The 20,905-nt window shown below is 73.4% G+C and carries 17 protein-coding genes; 5 read left to right on the top strand and 12 right to left on the bottom strand.

Annotated features, from left to right (window positions below):
• Positions 1 to 587 precede the first annotated feature (587 nt).
• The gene (locus ABFY07_RS40910; RefSeq protein ID WP_346179330.1) at positions 588 to 1,037 is read left to right on the top strand and encodes a PTS sugar transporter subunit IIA; all 450 of its coding nucleotides are present in this window, start codon (positions 588 to 590) and stop codon (positions 1,035 to 1,037) included.
• 99 nt (positions 1,038 to 1,136) lie between these two features.
• Positions 1,137 to 2,807 (top strand): phosphoenolpyruvate--protein phosphotransferase, encoded by a 1,671-nt coding sequence (gene ptsP / locus ABFY07_RS40915; RefSeq protein ID WP_346179331.1) that lies wholly within the window; start codon positions 1,137 to 1,139, stop codon positions 2,805 to 2,807.
• 84 nt (positions 2,808 to 2,891) lie between these two features.
• Here the strand turns inward: ptsP and ABFY07_RS40920 are convergent, their stop codons facing one another.
• Positions 2,892 to 3,827: a hypothetical protein gene (locus ABFY07_RS40920; protein ID WP_346179332.1), complete on the bottom strand. Its 936-nt coding sequence runs from the start codon at positions 3,825 to 3,827 to the stop codon at positions 2,892 to 2,894.
• A 68-nt stretch (positions 3,828 to 3,895) separates the two neighbouring features.
• The gene (locus ABFY07_RS40925) at positions 3,896 to 5,911 is read right to left on the bottom strand and encodes an acetoacetate--CoA ligase (protein ID WP_346179333.1); all 2,016 of its coding nucleotides are present in this window, start codon (positions 5,909 to 5,911) and stop codon (positions 3,896 to 3,898) included.
• 196 nt (positions 5,912 to 6,107) lie between these two features.
• Between ABFY07_RS40925 and ABFY07_RS40930 the strand changes: the two genes are divergently transcribed.
• Together ABFY07_RS40930 and ABFY07_RS40935 are read left to right on the top strand one after the other, a co-directional pair.
• Positions 6,108 to 8,603 carry a glycoside hydrolase family 31 protein gene (locus tag ABFY07_RS40930; RefSeq protein WP_346179334.1) on the top strand — a complete coding sequence of 832 codons (2,496 nt, stop codon included), beginning with the start codon at positions 6,108 to 6,110 and terminating at the stop codon, positions 8,601 to 8,603.
• 143 nt (positions 8,604 to 8,746) lie between these two features.
• Positions 8,747 to 9,586, top strand: a complete 840-nt coding sequence (locus tag ABFY07_RS40935) for a M15 family metallopeptidase (protein ID WP_346179335.1) — start codon at positions 8,747 to 8,749, stop codon at positions 9,584 to 9,586.
• 37 nt (positions 9,587 to 9,623) lie between these two features.
• Here the strand turns inward: ABFY07_RS40935 and ABFY07_RS40940 are convergent, their stop codons facing one another.
• The 9 genes from ABFY07_RS40940 to ABFY07_RS40980 all read right to left on the bottom strand — a co-directional run bounded on the left by ABFY07_RS40940 (position 9,624) and on the right by ABFY07_RS40980 (position 18,357).
• A complete protein-coding gene (locus ABFY07_RS40940) occupies positions 9,624 to 10,436 on the bottom strand; it encodes an ABC transporter permease (protein WP_065966722.1) in 813 nt (270 codons plus the stop codon).
• 90 nt (positions 10,437 to 10,526) lie between these two features.
• Positions 10,527 to 11,459 (bottom strand): ABC transporter permease, encoded by a 933-nt coding sequence (locus tag ABFY07_RS40945; RefSeq protein WP_346179336.1) that lies wholly within the window; start codon positions 11,457 to 11,459, stop codon positions 10,527 to 10,529.
• Between the two features lies 1 nt (position 11,460).
• A complete protein-coding gene (locus ABFY07_RS40950) occupies positions 11,461 to 12,633 on the bottom strand; it encodes an ABC transporter substrate-binding protein (protein WP_346179337.1) in 1,173 nt (390 codons plus the stop codon).
• Between the two features lie 105 nt (positions 12,634 to 12,738).
• Entirely contained in the window at positions 12,739 to 13,761 is a 1,023-nt protein-coding gene (locus ABFY07_RS40955; protein WP_346179341.1) for an ABC transporter ATP-binding protein, read from the bottom strand.
• 66 nt (positions 13,762 to 13,827) lie between these two features.
• The gene (locus tag ABFY07_RS40960) at positions 13,828 to 14,109 is read right to left on the bottom strand and encodes a metal-sensitive transcriptional regulator (RefSeq protein ID WP_065966720.1); all 282 of its coding nucleotides are present in this window, start codon (positions 14,107 to 14,109) and stop codon (positions 13,828 to 13,830) included.
• 126 nt (positions 14,110 to 14,235) lie between these two features.
• Positions 14,236 to 14,829 (bottom strand): GTP-binding protein, encoded by a 594-nt coding sequence (locus ABFY07_RS40965; protein ID WP_346179338.1) that lies wholly within the window; start codon positions 14,827 to 14,829, stop codon positions 14,236 to 14,238.
• Complete coding sequence (locus ABFY07_RS40970) at positions 14,810 to 15,205, bottom strand: DUF742 domain-containing protein (protein ID WP_065966719.1); 396 nt, start codon at positions 15,203 to 15,205, stop codon at positions 14,810 to 14,812. Before ABFY07_RS40970 ends, ABFY07_RS40965 begins: the two co-directional genes overlap by 20 nt.
• A gap of 15 nt (positions 15,206 to 15,220) precedes the next feature.
• The gene (locus ABFY07_RS40975; protein ID WP_065966718.1) at positions 15,221 to 15,646 is read right to left on the bottom strand and encodes a roadblock/LC7 domain-containing protein; all 426 of its coding nucleotides are present in this window, start codon (positions 15,644 to 15,646) and stop codon (positions 15,221 to 15,223) included.
• Positions 15,643 to 18,357 carry a nitrate- and nitrite sensing domain-containing protein gene (locus ABFY07_RS40980; protein ID WP_346179339.1) on the bottom strand — a complete coding sequence of 905 codons (2,715 nt, stop codon included), beginning with the start codon at positions 18,355 to 18,357 and terminating at the stop codon, positions 15,643 to 15,645. The genes ABFY07_RS40975 and ABFY07_RS40980 overlap by 4 nt, the downstream gene beginning before the upstream one ends.
• Before the next feature lie 364 nt (positions 18,358 to 18,721).
• Between ABFY07_RS40980 and ABFY07_RS40985 the strand changes: the two genes are divergently transcribed.
• Complete coding sequence (locus tag ABFY07_RS40985) at positions 18,722 to 19,141, top strand: hypothetical protein (RefSeq protein ID WP_346179340.1); 420 nt, start codon at positions 18,722 to 18,724, stop codon at positions 19,139 to 19,141.
• Positions 19,142 to 19,147: 6 nt separating this feature from the next.
• Here the strand turns inward: ABFY07_RS40985 and ABFY07_RS40990 are convergent.
• A partial coding sequence (locus ABFY07_RS40990) for a coiled-coil domain-containing protein (protein WP_479685639.1) occupies positions 19,148 to 20,905 on the bottom strand: 1,758 nt, incomplete at its 5' end.

Here is a 20,905-nt window from a genome sequence, read left to right on the forward strand (position 1 = left end):
GAATGCTTCCGGGCTATCCCGGCAACACCACGAGAGCGGAGCAGGCCGGAGGAATAATCCAGCCCGCTCACAGCGTCCTCGCTGTGTGTGTTTCTTCAAAGGAACCTCGTCCGATCAGCCACACTGGCCGACCGTACGGGGTATCAACATATCTGGCGTTGACTTTTGGCACACTGTTGAGTTCTCAAGGAACGGACGCTTCCTTCGAAACCGTTTCACCGGTTTCTCCGGGCGCTTCCCTTCGGTGTTTCACACGCTATCAGACCGATTTCGTTTCTCCGAATCCGTGGTTTTCGCAAGCATTGCGGGCATGCGAAAGCCGATCCGAAGATCTGTCGTCAGGTGACTGATGGCGCTGCCTCGACTGGATGTGCCCGCAGTGGACTGCGGCGCTTCATCCGGGGCAGGGATACGACAGTACAGCCCTCGCGCAGCGGTGGCAAATCGATTCGGCGCCCCTGGGTGCCCTTCGGCCTGCACAGCTTGTGCGGAATCCGTAGTTCCTATGACTTACGCTTCTGGGCAGTGCGCTGCCTGGGTCGGGCGGTGACACTGCGTGACGATTCTCCACCCCTGGGAGGCTTCCCATGACCACAGTGACCTCCCCGTTCGCCGGGCGTGTGATCGGACTCGCCGCGGTGCCCGACCCCGTGTTCTCCGGGGCGATGGTCGGTCCCGGGACCGCGGTCGACCCCGTGCTCGAGCCTTCCGTGGCGGTGGCGCCGATCGACGGCGTCGTCGTCTCGCTCCATCCCCATGCGTTCGTCGTGGTCGACGGGGAGGGGCACGGTGTGCTCACCCACCTCGGCATCGACACCGTTCAGCTGGGCGGCGTGGGGTTCGAGGTGCTCATCAACAAGGGCGACACCGTGCGACGCGGCGACGCGGTGGTGCGGTGGGACCCCGCGGCCGTGGTGACCGCCGGGAAGTCGCCGGTCTGTCCGGTGGTGGCGCTGGAGGCCACCGCCGAGTCCCTGGTCGACGTCAGTGCCGATGTCGAGGTGAAGTCCGGCGACCTCCTCTTCAGCTGGACATGAGCGGTAGGCCCGGTCGGAGCCGGTCCGATCGGCCATCACGGCGAGTAGACAACCACCGCGGCGGGTGAGCCCCGCCGCATCGAACCGGAGACGGGTGCAATGGAGACAACGCTGCGAGGCGTCGGCGTGAGCCACGGGGTGGCGATCGGCGAGGTGCGGCACATGGGGACCGCGGTCCTGGAACCGCCGGCGAAGCAGATTCCGGCGGACGAGGCGCCGCGCGAGCAGGGGCGCGCCCGCCAGGCGGTGGAGGCCGTGGCGGCCGACCTGATGGCCCGCGGCAATCTGGCGGGCGGCGAGGCGCAGGCCGTGCTCGAGGCGCAGGCCATGATGGCGCAGGACCCGGAGCTGATCGCCGACGTCGAGCGGCGCATCGCGGTGGGCAGCACCGCCGAGCGCGCGGTGTACGACGCGTTCGCCGCGTACCGGGCGCTGCTTGCCGGGGCCGGTGAGTACCTGGCCGGGCGGGTGGCCGACCTCGACGATGTGCGCAACCGGATCGTGGCCCGGCTGCTGGGGGTGCCGATGCCCGGGGTCCCCGACAGCGACCAGCCGTACGTACTGATCGCGCGGGACCTGGCCCCGGCGGACACGGCGCTGCTCGACCCCACCCTGGTGCTCGGGTTCGTCACCGAGGAGGGTGGGCCGACGAGCCACAGCGCGATCCTCGCGCGCGCCTTGGGCGTGCCCGCGGTCGTGGCGCTGCCCGGTGCCGGGGAGCTGGCCGAGGGGACGGTGATCGCGGTGGACGGCAGCACGGGAGAGATCTTCGTGGCTCCGAGTGCGGAGAAGCAGGACGAGCTGGCCCGGGCCGCGGAGGAGCGCAAGGCGGCGCTGGCCGCGTCCTCCGGTCCGGGTGCCACCTCGGACGGGCACAAGGTGCCGCTGCTGGCGAACATCGGCGGCCCGGCGGATGTGCCGGCGGCCGTGGAGGCCGGCGCGGAGGGCGTGGGGCTGTTCCGCACGGAGTTCCTGTTCCTCGACGACAACACCAAGGCGCCGTCGGAGGAGAAGCAGATCGAGGCGTACCGGAAGGTGCTGGAGGCCTTCCCGGAGGGCCGGGTGGTGGTGCGGGTCCTGGACGCGGGGGCCGACAAGCCGCTGGATTTCCTCACTCCGGCCGACGAGCCCAACCCGGCGCTGGGTGTGCGTGGGCTGCGGACGCTGCTCGACCACCCCGAGGTGCTGCGGACGCAGCTGACGGCGCTGGCGAAGGCCGCGGCGGGGCTGCCGGTGTACCTGGAGGTCATGGCGCCGATGGTGGCCGACCGGATCGACGCGAAGGCCTTCGCCGACGCGTGCCGGGAGGCGGGGCTGCGGGCCAAGTTCGGCGCGATGGTGGAGATTCCGTCCGCCGCGCTGCGGGCGCGCTCGATCCTCCAGGAGGTGGAGTTCCTGTCGCTGGGCACCAATGATCTGGCGCAGTACACCTTCGCCGCGGACCGCCAGGTGGGCGCGGTGTCGCGGCTGCAGGACCCGTGGCAGCCGGCGCTGCTGGACCTGGTGGCGGCTTCGGCCGAGGCCGCGCGGGCCGAGGGCAAGAGCTGCGGCGTGTGCGGGGAGGCCGCGTCGGATCCGCTGCTCGCGTGTGTGCTGACCGGCTTGGGCGTCACCAGTCTGTCGATGGGCGCCGCGGCGATTCCGTATGTGCGCGCCACGCTGGCCAAGCACACGCTCGCCCAGTGCGAGCGGGCGGCCGCCGCGGCTCGCGCGGCGGACACCGCGGAGGACGCGCGCGTCGCCGCGCAGGCGGTGCTGTCCGGCGAGTGAGCCGGTGACCGGTGAGGTGAACCGTGTTCCGGGGGCGCCCCGTCGCGAGAGTGCGGCGGGGCGCCCCCGTCTTGGGCGTGGGTGTCACTCCCCTTCCGGGTCGGCGGGCTCCTGGCCCTCGGACTGCGGGTCGTCGGGGCCGGGCAGCGGGAGGCCCGGCCGGTAGTCGACGCCGTGCTCGGGCGGGACGGGCTCGCCGGTGTCCGCGTCGGTGCAGTAGGCGCTGAAGACCTCGGCCTCGCTCAGCGGCCGCAGCCGACCCTGGTGCAGCGCCCAGCCGCGGACCGTGTCCCGGCCGCCGGGGGCGGTGGTGCGCAGCACGACGCCGCCGGGGCTGCTGGTGGCGATCCCGCAGGCCAGCACCGTGCTGAAGATCAGGGCCTCGGTGCGGTCGACCTCCGCCGGTCCCTGCTCAGCCGCCTGTGCGTGGACCACGGCCACGAGCGGGGCGCCGCTCGCCGGAACGCTGCACACGAGATGGTGGCGGCCCGGCCCGGCCGCCGCGAGCAGTCGGCGCAGCGCGGCCTGGCCGCGGTGGAACGCGGTGCGGCCCGGGTCGTCGGGGCAGCCGCAGCCGGCCGCGCGGGACAGCAGGGCCGTGGCGTACTCCCAGGTGGCCTGCTGCTCGGCGGCGCCGATGAGTCCGTGGACGAGCTGGTCGAGGGGCTGGCCCCGGTAGGTGACGGTGGGGCCGGCGGCGGCGACCTCGGCCGTGTAGCGGGTGCGGGCGGTGGAGGTGTCGGGGTCGAGGTCGAAATCCGCGCAGAACTCCTCGTACTCGGCCGGGTCGAACAGGGCGACGGCCGTGTGCACGCCCTGGGAGGCGAGGGCCCGCAGCAGCCCCTCCACCTGCCGCAGATACGCTCCGTGGTCGTGGAAGGCGAACGACGCGTAGCGCCGCATGGCCGCGAAGTCCTCCTCGTCCGCCAGCAGCGCGACGGTGCTGGGCGCCTCCCTGCGCAGCGCGCGGCGCGCGCTGCGCTCCCTCCGGTGGGTGCCGCCTGGTGTCGTGTGCGCCATGTCTCCCCCTCAGCGCGGTCGATCAGTGCTCACTCACCGTAACCGAGGGGACTGACAACGCTCCGCCGCTACGGCCGTTCGCGGGCGAGGCGCTCGTAGTAGCGCAGCAGGTCCAGGTCGTCGACCGACCCGGGGTTGACGGCCTTGTCCAGGGTGGTGCCCTGGAGGAGGCGCTTGACCGGCACCTCGATCCGCTTGCCGGTGAGGGTGTGCGGCACCCCGGGCACCTCGATGATCTCGTCGGGCACGTGGCGCGGGGAGAGGTGTTCGCGGATGGTGCGCTTGATGCGGTCGCGCAGGGCCTCGTCGAGGGTGGCGCCCGGTGCGAGGTGGACGAACAGGGGCATCCAGTAGCCGCCGTCGGGCTGTTCGACGCCGATGACGAGGGATTCGCGGATTTCGGGGAGGCGCTCGACGGCCTCGTAGATGTCGGCGGAGCCCATCCGTACGCCCTGGCGGTTGAGCGTCGAGTCGGAGCGGCCGTGGATGACGACGGTGCCGCGGGAGGTGAGGGTGATCCAGTCGCCGTGCCGCCAGACGCCGGGGAACATGTCGAAGTAGCTGTCGCGGTAGCGGCTGCCGTCCGGGTCGTTCCAGAAGCGGATCGGCATGGAGGGCATGGGCTGGGCGACGACGAGTTCGCCGACCTCGTCGAGCACGGGCTCGCCCTGGGGGTTCCAGGCCTGGAGGTCGGTGCCGAGCCCGGGGGCCTGGAGTTCGCCGATGTGGACGGGGAGCGTGGGGACGGCGCCCGCGAAGCAGCTGCACACGTCGGTGCCGCCGCTGACCGAGGCGATCCACACCTCGCCCGTACTGGCGGCGAACTCGTCGTGGATCCAGCGGAAGCCGTCGGGGGGCAGCGGGGAGCCGGTGGTGGCGACGCAGGCGACGCGCGAGAGGTCGAAGTCGCGGGCGGGGTGGACCCCGGCCTTGCGGCAGGCCATGACGTAGGCCGCCGAGGTGCCGTAGAGCGTGGCCCCGGTGCGCTCCGCGACCCGCCACTGGGCGGCGGTGTCGGGGTAGCCGGGGCTGCCGTCGTACAGGACGACGGTGGAGCCGACCAGCAGGCCCGACACCAGGAAGTTCCACATCATCCAGCCGGTGGAGGTGTACCAGAAGAACCGGTCGCCGGGGCCCAGGTCGCAGTGCAGGCCCAGTTGCTTGAGGTGCTCGATGAGGATGCCGCCCTGGGACTGGACGATGGCCTTGGGCAGTCCGGTGGTGCCCGAGGAGTAGAGGACCCACAGCGGGTGGTCGAAGGGCACCTGCTCGAAGACCGGTTCCTCCGCCTCGCGCACGAGGGCGTCCCACTCCAGCGCGCCCTCGGGGGCGGGGGTGCCCAGCAGCGGGATGTGGACGACGGCGCGCAGGGTCGGCAGCTCGCGGCGCAGTTCGGCGACGGTCTCGGTGCGGTCGTGTTCCTTGCCGCCGTAGCGGTAGCCGTCCACGGTGAACAGGACGACCGGTTCCACCTGCTGGAAGCGGTCCAGGACGCTGCGCGCGCCGAAGTCGGGGGCGCAGGAGGTCCAGACCGCCCCGACGGCGGCGGTGGCCAGGAGCGCGACGGCCGCCTGCGGGATGTTGGGGAGGTAGCCGCTGACCCGGTCGCCGGGGCGCACGCCCAGGCGGCGCAGTTCGGCGGCGACGGCGCCGACCTGGCCGCGCAGCTCGGCCCAGCTGACGGGCCGGGGCTCATGGGTCTCGTCGACGTGGAGCAGGGCGGGCTCGGCGGCCCGGGCGGGGTCCTCGGCGGCGCGCAGCGCGTGCTCGGCGTAGTTGAGGGTGGCTCCGGGGAACCACTGGGCCCCGGGCATGGTGGCGTCGGCGAGCACGGTGTCGTAGGGGGTCGTGAAGCGCACCTCGAACCACTCGGCGACCGCCTGCCAGAAGCGCGCGAGTTCCGTCACGGACCAGCGGTGCAGCGCGGCGTAGCTCGCCGCCGGGTCGCCGGGGTCGGGCGCGGGGGCGCCGTGCCGCTCGGCCGCCCAGGCGTGGAAGCGGGTCAGCCGGGCCCGGGCGATCCGCTCGGGCCCCGGCTGCCACAGGGGTCGCGGCAGGGGGTCTGGCTGCGCTGTGGTGGTCATCTGTCGGCTCCCGGCGGTGCGCGGATACGCGTGTGTGTCGTCCGTAGTGTCGTCCGTGCAGGACGATGCCATGTGATCGACTCCCGCACCAGGGCCGCCACTCCATATCGGGGTGGCGGGGGATGTGCGCGGACCACGGGTGAACGGCAGTTGAACGCCGCACGCACGGGCCGTCGGCAATGGCAAAGTGATCAACATGGATGCGCGTGACCTGGTGCGGTCGGTGAAGGTGGTCGGTACGGCGCGGGGGCTCAGGTCGCTGCGCTCGGCGTGGCGGCGCCGGCGTTCCGACGCGGTCGGACTGCCGCGCCGGGGGCCGGAGCGGGCGCGGGTGCCGGGGCCGGTGCGGGGGGCGGATCCGCAGCCGGGCGGCGGGGTGGTGCGCTTCGCGCGGTCCTCGCTGCGGGTGCGGGTGACCGCGGGCGGCGCGGTGTTCTGCGGGTGGGACGGCGCCGAGCCGGAGCCCTCGTACGCGCTGGAGGGGCCCTGCCCGGACGCGGACGAGCGGGTGCGTCTGGAGCCGGACACGGACGGCGGCTGGCGGGTGGTGTCCGAGCGGGTGACGGTGGCGGTCTCGCGGACCGGGGCGGTGGAGGTGCGTACGCCGGGCGGGGTGGTGCTGCGGCGGGATCTGCCGCCGCGCTGGTGGGAGCCCGCGGGCGGCCCGGGCGCGGACGGCGCACCGGGGAACGGCGGGGACGGCGCGCCCGGGAACGGCGGGGACGGCCCGCGGGTGAACGGCGTGGGCGGCGCTCAGGTGAACGGCTCGGGCCCGGGCGGGGGCGCGCGGGGCCAGGCGGGGCGGTGGGAGCAGCGATCGCAGGTCGCGGCGGACGCGCGGTTCTTCGGGCTCGGCGGGCGGGCGTCCGGGCCGCGGCTGCGGGACGGCTCGTACCGGCTGTGGAACACCGATCCGGGGGGCAGTTTCGAGCCCGGCGACGATCCGCTGTACCTGACCATGCCGGTGCAGCTGGTGGTCGCGGACGCGGGCACCCATCTGGTGTTCCACGACAATTCGTGGGACGGCACGGTCACGCTGCGGGAGGGCGAGGAGGGCGCGGGGTCCGGGCACGACCGGCCGGGCGGCTGCCGGACGCGGATGGAGGGCGGCCCGCTGCGCTACTGGGTGATCGTGGGCCCGCCGGCCCGGGTGCTGCAGGGCTGGGCGGCGCTCACGGGCGCCCCCGCTGTGCCGCCGAGCTGGGCGCTGGGCTACCACCACGCCCGCTGGGGGTTCGGCGACCAGGAGGAGGTGCGGCGGGTGGTGGCGGGTTACCGGGAGCGGGATCTGCCGCTGTCGGCGCTGCACCTGGACATCGACCACCTGGCCGGGAACCGGGTGTTCACGGTGGACACCGCGCGGTTCCCCGATCTGCCGGGGCTGGCGGCGGAGTTGCGCCGGGGCGGGACGCGACTGGTGTCGATCGTGGATCCGGCGGTGAAGGCGGAGCCGGGCGGCGCGGTGTACGACTCCGGCTCGGCGCAGGACGTGTTCGTGCGGGACTCGCGGGGACGCGAGGTGCGCGGGGTGGTGTGGCCGGGCGAGGCGGTGTTCCCGGACTTCACCGACCCCCGGGTGCGCAAGTGGTGGGGCGGGCTGTACGCGGAGCGGCTGGAGCAGGGCTTCGCCGGGGTGTGGCACGACATGAACGAGCCGGTGTCGTTCGCGGCCTTCGGCGAGCCGACGCTGCCGCGCTCGGCCCGGCACGCGCTGGAGGGCCGGGGCGGCGACCATCGCGAGGCGCACAACGTCTACGGTCTGGCGATGGCGCGGGCCGGCTACGAGGGGCTGCTGGAGCTGCGGCCCGAGGAGCGCCCCTTCCTGTTCTCCCGCTCGGGGTGGGCGGGGCTGCAGCGGTACGGGGGCAGCTGGTCCGGGGATGTGGCGACCGGGTGGGCGGGGCTGCGCGCCTCGCTGTCCCTGGTGCTGGGGCTCGGCCTGTCGGGGGTGCCGTACTCAGGCCCGGACGTGGGCGGATTCACCGGCAGCCCGTCCCCGGAGCTGTATCTGCGCTGGTTCCAGCTGGCGTCGTATCTGCCGCTGTTCCGCACCCATTCGGCGATCCGGGCGGGGCGGCGGGAGCCGTGGGAGTTCGGCGAGCAGGTGCTCACGCACGCGGCGGCCGCGCTGCGCGAACGGCGGCGGCTGCTGCCGTACTTCGTCACGCTGGCGCACGAGGCCCGGCGCACCGGGGCGCCGTACGCGCGCCCCGTGTGGTGGCGGTGGCCCAAGGACCGGGCGCTGCGCGACTGCGAGGACGCCTTTCTGCTGGGGGACGCGCTGCTGGTGGCGCCGGTGCTGGAGGAGGGCGCGGTGCGGCGGTCGGTGCGGCTGCCGCGTGGCCGCTGGTACGACACGGCGACCGGCCGGGCGTACGAGGGCCCGGGGCGGGTGGTGCTGGACGCGCCGCTGTCGCGCGTGCCGGTGCTGGCGAGGGCGGGCGCGGTGGTGCCGGTGGCGGGCGCGGACGGCGGGGTGGAGCTGGAGGTGTGGACTCCGGTGCGGGGCCGTGAGGGCGGCGGGACGCTGGTCCTGGACCCGGGGGACGGGTGGGACGGCCCGGAGACGGTGCGGTTCGCGACACGGCTGCGCGGCGGTGAGGTGGTGGTCGAGCGGGAGGGCGCCGCGGAGCCCGGGTATCCGGTGCGGGTGCGCGGTCGGGCGCCCGAGGAGCGGCCGCGGCAGCGGTGAGCGGTGGCGGTAAGCGGTGGAGCGGTGGTGGTGAGCGGCAGCGATGAGCGGTGGCCGGCCGGCGAGGGCGGCGGGGCGGACGTGCCGGTCGGGGGCGGTCGGGGCTTGTTCCGGACCCGGCCGTCCTGATATCTGAGGTGGTCATGCCCAGATTCACGCCAAGATTCACCCCGAAGTTCACGCCGGGGTTCACCGCCGCGCTGCGCGCGCTCGCCCTGCCCCTCGCCGCCCTGCTCGCCGTCTCCGCCCCCGCCCCGGCGCAGGCGCGCGCCGAGCCCAAGGCGCCGAAGGAGTTCGTGGCGCTGAGCGATGTGGACCCGACGATCCTCCAGGAGATCCGCTACTACACCCCGCACAACTTCACCGGCCACCCCGTGGACGGCTACCGGGAGCCGCTGTGCGTGCTGACCCGCCCGGCCGCCGAGGCGCTGCACAAGGCGCAGCGCTCGCTGCTGCGGCGCGGCTACACGCTCAAGGTGTACGACTGCTACCGGCCGCAGCGGGCGGTGAACGACTTCGTCGAGTGGGCCGAGGACCTCGACGACCAGTCGATGAAGGGGGAGTTCTACCCGGACGTCGACAAGACGCGGCTGTTCGAGGACGGTTACATCGCCGAGAAGTCCGGGCACAGCCGGGGCAGCACGCTGGACCTGACCATCGTGAAGCTGCCCGCCGTGCCCACCCGCCCGTATGTGCCGGGCGAGAAGCTGGTGCCGTGCTACGCGCCGAAGGACCAGCGCTTCCCGGACAACTCCGTGGACATGGGCACGGGTTACGACTGCTTCGACACCCGCTCGCACACGCTGGACCCGAGGATCCAGGGGGCGCAGCGGGCGAACCGGCTGCTGCTGAAGGACACGCTGGAGAGCCTCGGCTTCGTGAATCTGGCCGAGGAGTGGTGGCACTACACCTACAAGCCGGAGCTGTTCCCGGACACGTACTTCGACTTCCCGGTCTCGCGCCGGTCGCTGCGCGGCCACTGAGGCCGCCGGCGGCGCGGGGCCCGGTGGGCGGCACGGCTCACAGCCGTCCGCCCGCCGGGTCGGAGGACAGCCGCTGCGCCACGTACACCGGGAGCACGGACAGGGCGACCAGCACGGCGGCGACCACGTTGACGACGGGGGCCTGGTGGGGGCGGGCCAGGTTCTCGTAGATCCAGACGGGCAGGGTGGTGGTGCCGGGACCGGCGGTGAAGGTGGTCACCACGATCTCGTCGAAGGACAGCGCGAAGGCGAGCAGTCCGCCGGCGAAGAGCGCCGAGCGTACGGCCGGGAAGGTGACGTACCGGAAGGTCTGCCAGGGGCGGGCGCCCAGGTCGGCGGAGGCCTCGGTCATCGAGGGCGAAAGGCGGCGCAGCCGTGCGCCGACGTTGTTGAAGACCACGACGACGCAGAAGGTGGCGTGCCCGACGACCACCGTGAACAGGCCGAAGCCGACGCCGAGGGGGTCCAGGACGGTGCGGAAGGCCGCGTTGAGGGCGATGCCGCTGACGATGCCGGGCAGCGCGATGGGGAGCACCAGCAGGAAGGACACGGTGCGCCGGCCGAAGAAGCGGTGGCGGTGGACGGCGAAGGCGGCCATGGTGCCGAGCACCAGGGCGATGGCCGTCGCGGCGAGACCGGCCCGTACGGAGGTGAGCAGCGCCTGGCGGACGCCCTCGCTGTGCAGGGCGGCGCGCCACCACCGGGTGGTCAGGCCGCTGGGCGGCCAGCCGAAGGACCGGTCGGAGTTGACGGAGTTGAGCAGGACCAGCAGCAGGGGCGCGTAGACGACGGCGAGCCCGGCGGCGGTGACGCCGCCGAGGGCGATGCGGGCGGTGCGCGAGAGCCGCACGGGCGGGGGCCTCCTCGGGCAGGTGGTCGGGGGCGGGCACGGGGCCGGCGGCGGGCACGGGGCCGGCGGCGGGCACGGGGCCGGCGGGGGTCAGAGCGAGTCGAGCGCGCCCGCCCGGCGTACGGCGGCCAGGTAGCAGACGATCAGGACGACGGGCACCGCGGAGAGCGCGGCGGCCATGGGCAGATCGAGGGTGACCTGCGAGGCGATGACGTTTCCGATGAGCTGGGTCTTGCCGCCGACGATCTGCACGGTGAGGTAGTCGCCGAGGCTGAGCGAGAAGGTGAAGACCGACCCGGCCAGCAGCGCGGGGCGCGCGGCGGGCAGGACGATCGAGCGCAGGGTGCGCCAGGGCCCGGCGCCGAGGTCGGCGGAAGCCTCCAGCGTCCGCTCGGGGATCCGCTCCAGGGCCGCGTACACCGGCAGGATCATGTACGGCAGCCACAGGTACGCCAGCACGACGACGACGGCGGTGGTGCCGTATCCCGGTCCGTGCAGCCCGAGTGGTGCCAGGGTCCGGTTGAGGACCCCGTCGTGGCCGAGCATGACCCGCCAGGCGTAGGCCTTGACCAGGTAGCCGGCCCACAGCGGGGTGAGCACGGCGACCAGCAGCGGCCGGCGCCACCGGCGGCCGGCGACGCGGGCCATGAAGAAGGCCATGGGCAGGGCGAGGACGGCGTCGATGAGGGTGACGGCGATCGCGATGGACAGGGTGCGCAGCGCGATCGTGCGGTAGACGGGGGTGGTCAGCAGCTCGTGGAGGTTGTCGGTGTTCCAGGTGCGGACGACGTCCGACGTGAACGAGTCGGTGGTCCAGAAGGCGGAGACCAGGAGGACGGCGAGGGAGCCGAGGTAGGCCAGGGTCAGCCACAGCAGCGGCGGGCCGAGCAGGGCGGCGAGGCGCAGCCGGGCGGCCGCGCGCGGGCCGGGCGCGGGGCGCGCGCCGGGGCTCGGGGCCGGCCTCGGGGGTGGGCCTTCGGCGGGGCCGGGGTCCTGGGCGGGGCGGGCCGTGGGGGCTCGCATCTCAGCCCTTGATCTCGGTCCAGGCCCTGGTCCATTGGGCGTAGTCGGTGCACGTGGTGTTCTCTCGGCCGTCGAGGCACTGCTTGATGGGGGTGGTCCAGAAGTGGACCCGCCGGTAGTAGCTCTCGTCGTCGGCGTGGTAGACGGCGCAGTGGCGGGGGTCCGCCGTCTCGGCGCACGCCTTGGCGTTGGCGGGGGCCTCGCCGAAGTACTCGGCGACCTGCGCGTTGACCTTCGGGGAGACGATCCAGTCGAGCCATTTGTACGCGCAGTTGGGGTGGGCGGCCTTGGTGGAGACCATCCAGGTGTCGGACCAGCCGGTGGCGCCCTCCTTGGGCATCACGGCCTTGACCGGCGCCTTGTCGGCCTGGGCCAGGTTGGCGATCACCTGCCAGGTGGTGCCGATGACGCTGTCGCCGCTCCTGAAGGCGGTGATCTCCTTCTGGTAGTCGCTCCAGTACTCGCCGATCGCCCGGTGCTGCTTCTTGAGCAGGGCGACGGCGGCGTCGAGCTGGCGGCGGTCCAGGGCGTAGGGGTCCTTGATGCCCAGCGAGGGCTTGGTCTTCATCAGGTAGAGGGCGGCGTCGGCGATGTAGATCGGCGAGTCGTAGGCGGTGACGTGGCCGCTGTGGGCGTCGGCGTCCTCGAAGACGGCGCGCCAGGAGTCGGGGGCGGGTCTGACCTTGTCGGTGCGGTACATGAGGAGGTTGGCGCCCCGGCCGTGCGGAATGCCGTACATCCGGCCGTCCTTGGAGTTGAACGGGCGCATCTTGAGGCCGGGGAAGATGTCCTTGTAGTGGGGCACCAGCTCGGTGTTGACGGGGGCCGCGTCGCCGGAGGCGATGAGGCGCAGGGTGGCGTCGCCGGAGGCGGAGACGGTGTCGTACTGCCCGGTCTTCATGAGCGAGACCATCTCGTCGGAGGTCCCGGCGACCTTGGTGTCGACCCGGCAGCCGGTCTTCTTCTCGAAGGGGTGGACCCAGTCGGCGTCGGGGTCGTTGGAGCCGTCCTCCGCGTAGCCCGCCCACGCGATGATGTTGACCTTGCCCTCGCCCTTGCCGAGCTTCTCCGGGGCCTTCGCCGCTCGGTCGCCGTCGTCCGACCCGCAGGCGGTGACGGCCAGCAGCAGGGCGCACGCCGCGGCCGCGGACCTCCCCGCAGATGTCTTCCGCACCTTGGTCCTCCCCTACGACATGGCTGTCCGGGACCTCGCCAGTATCGGCGGCGGGATTCCGCCTCGCCAGAGCGCCTCCGGCGCGCCCGGGCGGGCTCCGCCCCGTCAACTCGGCAGGGGGAAGGCGTCGTCGTGGTCCCACAGCAGCCGGATCTCGGCGTCCGGGCGGACGGAGGGCGGCAGCCCGGCCAGGTTCTGCCGGATCACGGTCAGCCGGTCGTCGTGCGGAAGCGCGATGGTGAAGCGGGTGTGCGCCCCGGCATGCACGATCTCCGCCACGCGCCCGGTCACGGTCCGCTCCCCCTCGGCGGCCGGCTCGGCGAGGTCCGCCAGGCGGATGCGTTCGGGCCGGATGCTGAAGGTGCCGGGGCGGCCGACCACGCGGCGGGCCGCGGCGCCGCGCAGCAGGTTGGTGGTGCCCATGAAGCCCGCGACGAAGGCGGTGGCCGGGCGTTCGTACACCTCCACCGGCGGGCCGATCTGCTCGATCCGGCCGTCCGAGACCACCGCGACGCGGTCGCTCATGGTCAGCGCCTCCTCCTGGTCGTGGGTGACCAGGAGGAAGGTGATGCCGGTGGTGCGCTGGAGGTCCTTCAGCTCGGTCTGCATCCGCCGGCGCAGGCTCAGGTCGAGCGCGCCGAGGGGTTCGTCGAGCAGCAGCACGGCGGGCCGGTCGACCAGGGCGCGGGCCAGGGCGACGCGCTGCCGCTGGCCGCCCGACAGCTCGGCGGGGCGACGCGGCCCGAAGCCGTCCAGGCGGACCGTGGCGAGCGCCTCGCGGGCCCGGGCGAGCCGCTCCGCCTTGCGCACGCCCCGCACCGTCAGGGCGTAGGCGACGTTCTGTTCGACGCTCATGTGGGGGAAGAGAGCGTAGTCCTGGAAGACGGTGCGGACGTCGCGGCGGTGCGGCGGCAGGGTGGTGACCTCGCGGCCGGACAACTCGACGCGGCCGGTGGTGGGCCGCTCGAAGCCGGCGACCAGCCGCAGCAGGGTGGTCTTGCCGGAGCCGGAGGGGCCGAGGAGGGAGAAGAACTCGCCCTCGGCGAGGGAGAGATCGACCCCGTCCACCGCCCGTACGGCGCCGAAGTCCTTGGTCACGGACACCAGCCGGACCGCCGCTTCCGTCATGGCCACGCCTGCTCCCTTCCCGGGTCGTCGGTGCTCGCTGTGCGCCGCGTCGTGTGCGGGCGCGGGTCAGGCCAGCGACAGGAACAGCTTCTCCAGCCGGGCACGGGTGTGCTCCCGCGCGTCCGGCCTGCCGCCGTTCTCCTCGGCCAGGCACTGCTGCAGTCCGCCGGCGATGATCGCGAACCCGGCCCGGTCCAGGGCCCTGGACACGGCGGCGAGCTGGGTGACCACCTCCTCGCAGCTCCGGCCCTCCTCGATCATCCTGACGATCCCGGCGATCTGTCCCTGGGCCCGGCGCAGCCGGTTCAGCACTGCGGTCAACTCCTCGGCAGCCAGCTCCAGCTCCACGACCTCTCCTTCCAGATGCCCGACGGGGAGACCTACCCGGCCGGGGAAGATCCGAGACACACCGCGGCCCGCACCCCGGACGGCGGGGTACGGGCCATGTCTCCGGCGCCCCTTCGAGGGAAGGGTCTAGCGCCGGGCCGCGGAGGCCATCATCGCGTGTTCGACGACCGAGATCAGCACGCTTTTGACGGATTCCCGCTGCCGCGCGTCGCACAGGACGACCGGCGTGCCCGGGTCGAGGTCGAGCGCGTCGCGCACCGCCTCCTCCGGGAAGCGGGCGGCGCCGTCGAAGCAGTTGACGGCGACGGTGAAGGCGATGCCGCGCCGCTCGAAGTAGTCGACGGCGGCGAAACAGTCCTCCAGCCGCCGGGTGTCGGCGAGGACGACGGCGCCCAGCGCGCCCGTCGCCAACTCGTCCCACAGGAACCAGAAGCGGTCCTGTCCCGGGGTGCCGAACAGATACAGCACCAGGTTCTCGCGGAGCGTGATGCGCCCGAAGTCCATGGCGACGGTGGTGGTGGTCTTGGTCTCCACCCCGGCGACGTCGTCGACCGGCCGGCCCGCCTCGGTGAGCAGTTCCTCGGTGCGCAGCGGCTTGATCTCGCTCACCGCGCCCACCAGGGTCGTCTTGCCCGCGCCGAATCCGCCCGCCACCAGGATCTTCAGCGTGATCGGGTCAATGACTTCGGAACGGCCCAGGTCAGAGTGCCCGTAGACCATTGATCACCTCGCGCAGAATCTTCTCGTCCGGCAGTTCCGCCGGAGGGACGGGCCGGGACACTCGGACGAGTGCCGCGTGCAGCAGGTCTCCGATGAGCACACGGACGACGCCGACCGGCAGGTCGAGTTCGGCCGCCAGCTCGGCGACGGACTGAGGGGAGTCCCGGCTCAGCTCGACGATGTCGAGGTGTTCCGGGGACAACGTCTGGTCGGGGACGCGCCCTTGGTTCACGCTGTCCGCGACGACCACCGCGATGAGGTCGAGCTTGCCCTCGGCCGCGCTGCGGGTGCGCCCGCGTGTCATGGCGTAGGGCCGGACCACCGGTCCCGCGTCGTCGTCGACCCAGCGGGGGGCGCCTTCACCGTCTGCGGTCATCTCCCCTCTCCCCCGTCACCCGCCGGATCGCGGCGCGCTGCCCAGATGCACGCCCACCCGCTTGACCAGCAGCGTCATTTCGTAGGCGACCTGTCCGACGTCCGAGTCGGCGTCGGCGAGCACCGCCAGGCAGCTCCCGTCGCCGGCGGCGGTGACGAACAGGAAGGCGTCGTCGAGCTCGACGATGGTCTGCCGCACCCGCCCGACGTCGAAGTGACGGCCGACTCCCTTGGCGAGGGAGTGGAACCCCGAGGCCACGGCCGCCAGGTGCTCGCCGTCCTCCCGGGACAGGTCGCGGGACCCGCCGGTGGGCAGGCCGTCCCCGGAGAGCACGAGCGCCTTGCGGATGCTGCCGACGCGTCCGACCAGTTCATCGAGCAGCCAGTTCAGCTCGCCCGACGCCCGCGGCGAGACGTTCCGGGCTGCGTTCGGTGCGGTCATCGACCGTCCCCCTCGTATGTTGTTCCAGGTGCTGTGTCCGCCCTGCCGTCTCCCGTGGCCGTCTGGCGCCGGCCGCGCTGCCACCCCCGTTGGAGCGAGGCCATGGTGGCCCGCGCCTGTTCGGCTTCGCGTTCGGGATCGGTGTCGGCAGGGTATCGGTCCGCCTCGGTCTGCGGAGCGGGGTCCTTCTTCAACTGGGGTGCCAGGCTGGCCTGTCGTACCCGCTTGGGGAGCCCGGAGGCCGACCGCTGGACCGGGACGGTGCGCTCCGGGGCCTGGCCGTCGGCCGGTCCCCGGCCGTCCGGCCCGCCCTGCCGCTGGGCCCAGGTCGGCTGCGCTCCGCTCTGCGGCCGGGCGTGCCGGCCGCCGCCCGGGGAGCCCTGCACCGGGCGGCCGTGGTCGGAGACCAGCACCGGCGGGACACGGCGGGGCAGCGGCGCGGGGCCCCGGTCCGGGCGGCCGGTCTGCGCGCCGTCCCGGGCCTGCTGGTGCTCCACCTCGGCCACCGGCGGGTGCGGCACGGGCCCGGTGGGCCGGGCGGCGGGCGGCGGGGTCGGCGACAGGCCGCGGGCGCGGAAGATGGCGCCCGCCTCGTCGTCGTCCTCGAGGTCGTCGCCGGCGCCGATCCGTGCGAGGGGCGCGGCGGGCGATTCGAGCTCGACCGGCCCGTCGACCACGGACACCTTGCGGCCGGCCCGGTCGGAGAAGGAGACCGGCGCCTCCTCGACGGCCTGGAGCCGGTCCTTGGGACCGGGCCTCGCGTCGGAGACACCGCGGTCCCGGCCGCCGTCGGCGTCCTGCCCCGCCTCGCGGGTCTCGCTGAGCAGGGTCGAGGGGATGAGGACGATGGCGGTGGTGCCGCCGTACGGGGAGGGCTGGAGCGAGACCCGGACGCCCTGGCGCTGGGCGAGCCGGCTGACCACGAACAGGCCGAGCCGGTCGGTGTCGGACAGCTCGAACTCCGGGGTCTCGGCGAGCCGCTGGTTCGCCTCCAGCAGCGCCTCGGGCGTCATGCCCAGGCCGCGGTCGTGGATCTCCAGCGTGAACCCCTTGGCGACCCGCTCGCCGTGCACCTGGACGGTGGTGTGCGGGGGCGAGAAGACGGTGGCGTTCTCCAGGAGTTCGGCGATCAGGTGGGTGAGGTCGCCGACCGCGGGCCCGTTGACCGCGAGCCGCGGCATGCGTCGGACCTCGATCCGCTCGTAGTCCTCGACCTCGGCGACCGCGGCGCGGACCACGTCCATGATCTGGATGGGCTTGCGCCACTGCCGGGAGGGGGCCGCGCCGGAGAGGATGACCAGGCCCTCGGCGTGCCGCCGCATGCGGGTGGTCATGTGGTCCAGGCGGAACAGGTCGGCGAGCTCGTCGGTGTCCTCGGTGCGCCGCTCCATCGCGTCCAGCAGGGTCAGCTGGCGGTGCAGCAGCACCTGGTTGCGGCGGGCCAGGTTGACGAACACGTCGGAGACGCCCTGGCGGAGCTCGGCCTGCTTGACGGCCGCCTCGACGGCGGCCCGCTGCAGGGTGTTGAGGGCCAGGCCGACCTGGCCCATCTCGTCCTGGCCGAAGTCTCGGCGGGGTGCCTCGGTGTCCACGTCGATCCGCTCGCCGGCGCCCAGGCGGCGCATCACGTTCGGCAGCCGGACGCTGGAGGCCTCAAGGGCGTCCTTGCGCAGCTTGGACAGGTCGCGGATCAGGCCGCGGCCGATCCGGAACGAGACGAAGATCGAGACGATCAGCGCCAGCAGGCCGAGGATGCCGGCCGCTCCGGCGCGGAGCAGGACGTTGTCGGCGACCGGGTCGATGCGCTTCTGGAGGCGGTCGGTGGCCTCCTTGCCGAGCCGGTCGTAGTCGCGCAGCACCGGCTGGGCGGCGGCCTCCCAGTGGCGCTCGTCCAGGGCCCGCAGCGCGTCGGCCGGCTCGGCCGCGCCCAGGAGCTTCTCCTCGGCCAGGCGCAGGGCGGCGGGCGCGGCGTTGGTGCGCCGGTAGTCCGCGAAGATCTTCTGCTCGGAGGCGGGCAGGATCGGCAGGTTGGTCTCGTAGAGCAGGTTGCGCTCGGCGATGAGGTCGGAGATCGAGTGCAGGTCGTCCTGGGACAGCTTGCCCGCCGTCAGCGCCGAGACGTACAGCGCGTCCTCGCGGGAGAGCGCCTCGCGGGCGCGGATCAGCGCGACCAGCGCGCGGCCCTGCTTGTCCAGGTCCGTGTCGGGCACGGCGTGCAGCGAGCTGCGTAAGGTGTAGCAGAGGTCGACGAGTTTGTTGTAATACTCATACGCCACCGCGCGGGTGGTGCCGCGGTCCTCCACCTTGCGGCGCAGCGGGTCCAGGCCCTCGGCCGCCTTGACGATGGCCGAGAGCTGCTGCTCGGAGTCGTCGTTCATCATGTCGCGCACATCGCCGTTCGCGGCGGCGTCGCTGAGCGTGCCGATGACCTCGTCGGTCTTGCGCTGGAGCGCGTGGAGCACGGGGAGCGCGTCGGCCTGGCGCGGATCGGCGAGCAGGACGAGCGTCTGGCGGCGCTCCTTCTGGATGGCGTGCACCGCGTCCTCGGCCGGCTGGCCGACTTTGTCGATGATGTCGGAGGCGTCCAGGAGCCGCATCGCCTCACGACTGGTGATCACTGTAGCGAAGGCCCAGATTGCCGTCAGCGAGACAAGTGGCACCAGCAACAGCGCCACGATCTTCCGGCGGATCGACTTCCCGCGAAAGCGCATGGCCTCCCCAACGTCAACCCCGTTGTGGCGGGGCGGTGTTCGAGTTCCGACAACTAAGCGGCGCGAGCCTACTACTGCCCGTTCGACAACTCGAAGGGTTGTCCGCTTGATGCCGGGGTACGGGCGCCGCGCCGCGTTCACGAGTTGTCCGGTGATGGCCCGACTTACCCCTTGCTCACCGGGCGTCCGGTGTCGGTCGCAGGTGCGGGAACGAGTCAACCCTTGGCCGGTTTTCCCCTCTCCGGGGGAACCTCTGATCACTGTTATTCGTGCATTGAGGGGGCACACTAAGGGTGAATACGACCCATGTCCCGCTTTCTGGAACGGCCGGGCCTGGGTAGCCGGTGGAAGGTGTAGGGGCTTCATGGACGCCATGGACAAGGATCGCGACATCCCGGAGCGCGCGGCTCGGCCGCTGTGGACCGAGGAGCCGGCGCGAAGGCACCGGCTGCCCGATCCGGTCCGCACGGCGGCGGTGCGGGCGGTCATCATCGTCGCGGTGACCTTGGTGCAGGCGATGGTGGCGGTGCTGTCCGCCCTGGCGGGCTCGTGGCTGGCCTTCCCCGCGGTGCTGACCACCGTGGCCAGCACGGTCCTGGCCACCTGGGGCGTGCTGGACGTATGGGTGACCCGGCAGGTGTGGAAGCAGCGCTACGGGGTGGTGTCCCGGCCCAGCAGCACGGCGCGGGAGCTGCGCCGGCAGCGCCGCCGGGACCGGAAGGCGAAGCCGGTCGCCGCGCGCCGGGCCGCGGGGCGCGGCCCGGCGCGGGGCGCCGCCGCCTGACGGATCTCAGGCCTGGGCCTCCTGCGGGGCGGGGGCGTCCGGGCGGCGGTACATGCGCGTCGCCGTGATCTGCCCGTGCGTCTGGCCGTCCTCCGGATCCCGCTCGGGCAGCCCCGGCCGCAGATGTTCCTCGACGCTGATGTACTTGAGCCCCGCGCGCAGGTCCGCGTCATTGCGCAACCGGATGACCAGCGGGAACTCGGCGAGCGCCGTGGTGTCGAACAGCCCCGTGGTGTAGAGCAGCTGGACGCCCAGCGCGTCCGCGACCGCCCGCTGCAGTTCCAGCAGATACGTGGCGTTGGCGCGCCCGATGGGGTTGTCGAGGAACAGCGTGCCCGCGTGGCGGTGCCGGTCCCGGCCCCGGTCGTTGCTGCGCAGCGCCGCCATCGTGCAGTACAGGGCGATCGCGGCGGTCAGCAGCTGGCCGCCGGAGAAGACGTCACCCATCTGACCGACCGGCACCCGCTCGGCGCGCAGCACCGCGTCCGGCTTGAGGATCTCCACGGCCACGCCGCGTGGCTGCAGCGCGGCGTGCACCCCGCGCAGCAGCAGCGACATGCCGTCGCGGCGGAGGTCGGAGTTCTTCCGCACGGCGGCGCGGGTCGCCTCGTCGATGACCTCGCCGAGCCGCTCGGTGAGCGTCGCCTGGTCCGGGTCCTCGAAGCGGATCCGCAGGAACTCCTGCCCCGACCACTCCCCGAGCCCTTCGGGGAGCCGGGAGAGCCGCTGCGCCGAGCGCAGTGTGGCCAGCGACGACTCGACCAGGCCGCGCAGCCGGTCCACGATGCTGTCGCGGTTGCGCTCCAACTGGGCCAGCTCGTCGGTCAGCACCCGCAACCGGGGCGCGAACGCCTCGGCCCAGGCCGCGGCGTGCTCCGGCAGGGCGGACGCGGGCAGCTCGCGGATCTGCTGCCGGGCGGGGGTGCGCACCTGCTCGTAGCGGGTCGCGTTGGCGTGCCGTACGAGCACGTCGCTCGCCTCCCGGACGGCGCCCTCGGCCGCCGACAGGTCGCCCGCGCAGGCGCGCAGCGAGCGGCGGGCCTCGGCGGCCGCCTGCCGCGCCTCCGCGAGGCTCCCGGCGTACGCCTCGGGCCTCTCCTCACCGTCCGGGTCCTGGTGGTCGCGCAGCAGGTCCCGCAGCAGCGCGGCGGTCTCCTCGAAGCCGCCCGCCGCGTCCTCGGCGGCGCGGTGGGCACGCAGCAGCTCGCTGTGGGTGGTGCGGGCGGTCTCCAGGGCGTCGGTACGGGTGCTCAGTTCGGCGTTCGCCGTCCGCAGCAGCTCCTTCGCCTGCTCGGCATCCTGCGGAATCATCCCTTCCGGCAGCTCGGTGTGGGCGTCGCCGTCGGCGGGCGCCAGCCGCTCCGCCTCGCCGCGCAACCGGCCGAGCTGCTCGCTCGCCGCCGACGCGCGCGCCTCCAGCATGTGCACCAGCGACTCGGCGCGGGCCGCGGCCGCCTGACGGGATGGGCCGTCCGCGCCGTCCGTGCTGTCCAGAAGTTGCGCGGCGCGGGTGCGGACCTTGTTGGTGAGCCGGTCCAGGGCCGCCAGCGCGGCGCTCTCGTCGCTCTCCGCGCGGGCCTGCTCGGCGCGCAGATCGGCGCCGACGCCCACCTTCTCGTACACCTGCGAGGCCGCCCGGTACGCCTCGCGCAGCGCGGGCAGCGAGGCGGTGGGGGGCGCGCCGTCCGCCATGTCGTCGGGCGCGCCGGCGATCTCGGCGCGCTCGGCGCTCAGCGCGCGGGCGGTGCGGTGCGCGTCGTCGGC

The organism is Streptomyces sparsogenes subsp. cuspidosporus, assembly GCF_039532705.1.
In the GTDB taxonomy this organism is placed as follows: Bacteria; Actinomycetota; Actinomycetes; order Streptomycetales; family Streptomycetaceae; genus Streptomyces; species Streptomyces sparsogenes.

What these genes read in the sequence shown, in the direction of transcription:
- ABFY07_RS40930 (WP_346179334.1), top strand. Translation starts at nt 6,108, where the DNA reads ATGGATGCGCGTGACCTGGTGCGGTCGGTGAAGGTGGTCGGTACGGCG.
- ABFY07_RS40970 (WP_065966719.1), bottom strand. Translation starts at nt 15,205, where the DNA reads ATGACCGCAGACGGTGAAGGCGCCCCCCGCTGGGTCGACGACGACGCG.
- ABFY07_RS40955 (WP_346179341.1), bottom strand. Translation starts at nt 13,761, where the DNA reads ATGACGGAAGCGGCGGTCCGGCTGGTGTCCGTGACCAAGGACTTCGGC.
- ABFY07_RS40965 (WP_346179338.1), bottom strand. Translation starts at nt 14,829, where the DNA reads ATGGTCTACGGGCACTCTGACCTGGGCCGTTCCGAAGTCATTGACCCG.
- ptsP (WP_346179331.1), top strand. Translation starts at nt 1,137, where the DNA reads ATGGAGACAACGCTGCGAGGCGTCGGCGTGAGCCACGGGGTGGCGATC.
- ABFY07_RS40945 (WP_346179336.1), bottom strand. Translation starts at nt 11,459, where the DNA reads ATGCGAGCCCCCACGGCCCGCCCCGCCCAGGACCCCGGCCCCGCCGAA.
- ABFY07_RS40980 (WP_346179339.1), bottom strand. Translation starts at nt 18,357, where the DNA reads ATGCGCTTTCGCGGGAAGTCGATCCGCCGGAAGATCGTGGCGCTGTTG.
- ABFY07_RS40985 (WP_346179340.1), top strand. Translation starts at nt 18,722, where the DNA reads ATGGACGCCATGGACAAGGATCGCGACATCCCGGAGCGCGCGGCTCGG.
- ABFY07_RS40975 (WP_065966718.1), bottom strand. Translation starts at nt 15,646, where the DNA reads ATGACCGCACCGAACGCAGCCCGGAACGTCTCGCCGCGGGCGTCGGGC.
- ABFY07_RS40920 (WP_346179332.1), bottom strand. Translation starts at nt 3,827, where the DNA reads ATGGCGCACACGACACCAGGCGGCACCCACCGGAGGGAGCGCAGCGCG.
- ABFY07_RS40925 (WP_346179333.1), bottom strand. Translation starts at nt 5,911, where the DNA reads ATGACCACCACAGCGCAGCCAGACCCCCTGCCGCGACCCCTGTGGCAG.
- ABFY07_RS40910 (WP_346179330.1), top strand. Translation starts at nt 588, where the DNA reads ATGACCACAGTGACCTCCCCGTTCGCCGGGCGTGTGATCGGACTCGCC.
- ABFY07_RS40935 (WP_346179335.1), top strand. Translation starts at nt 8,747, where the DNA reads ATGCCCAGATTCACGCCAAGATTCACCCCGAAGTTCACGCCGGGGTTC.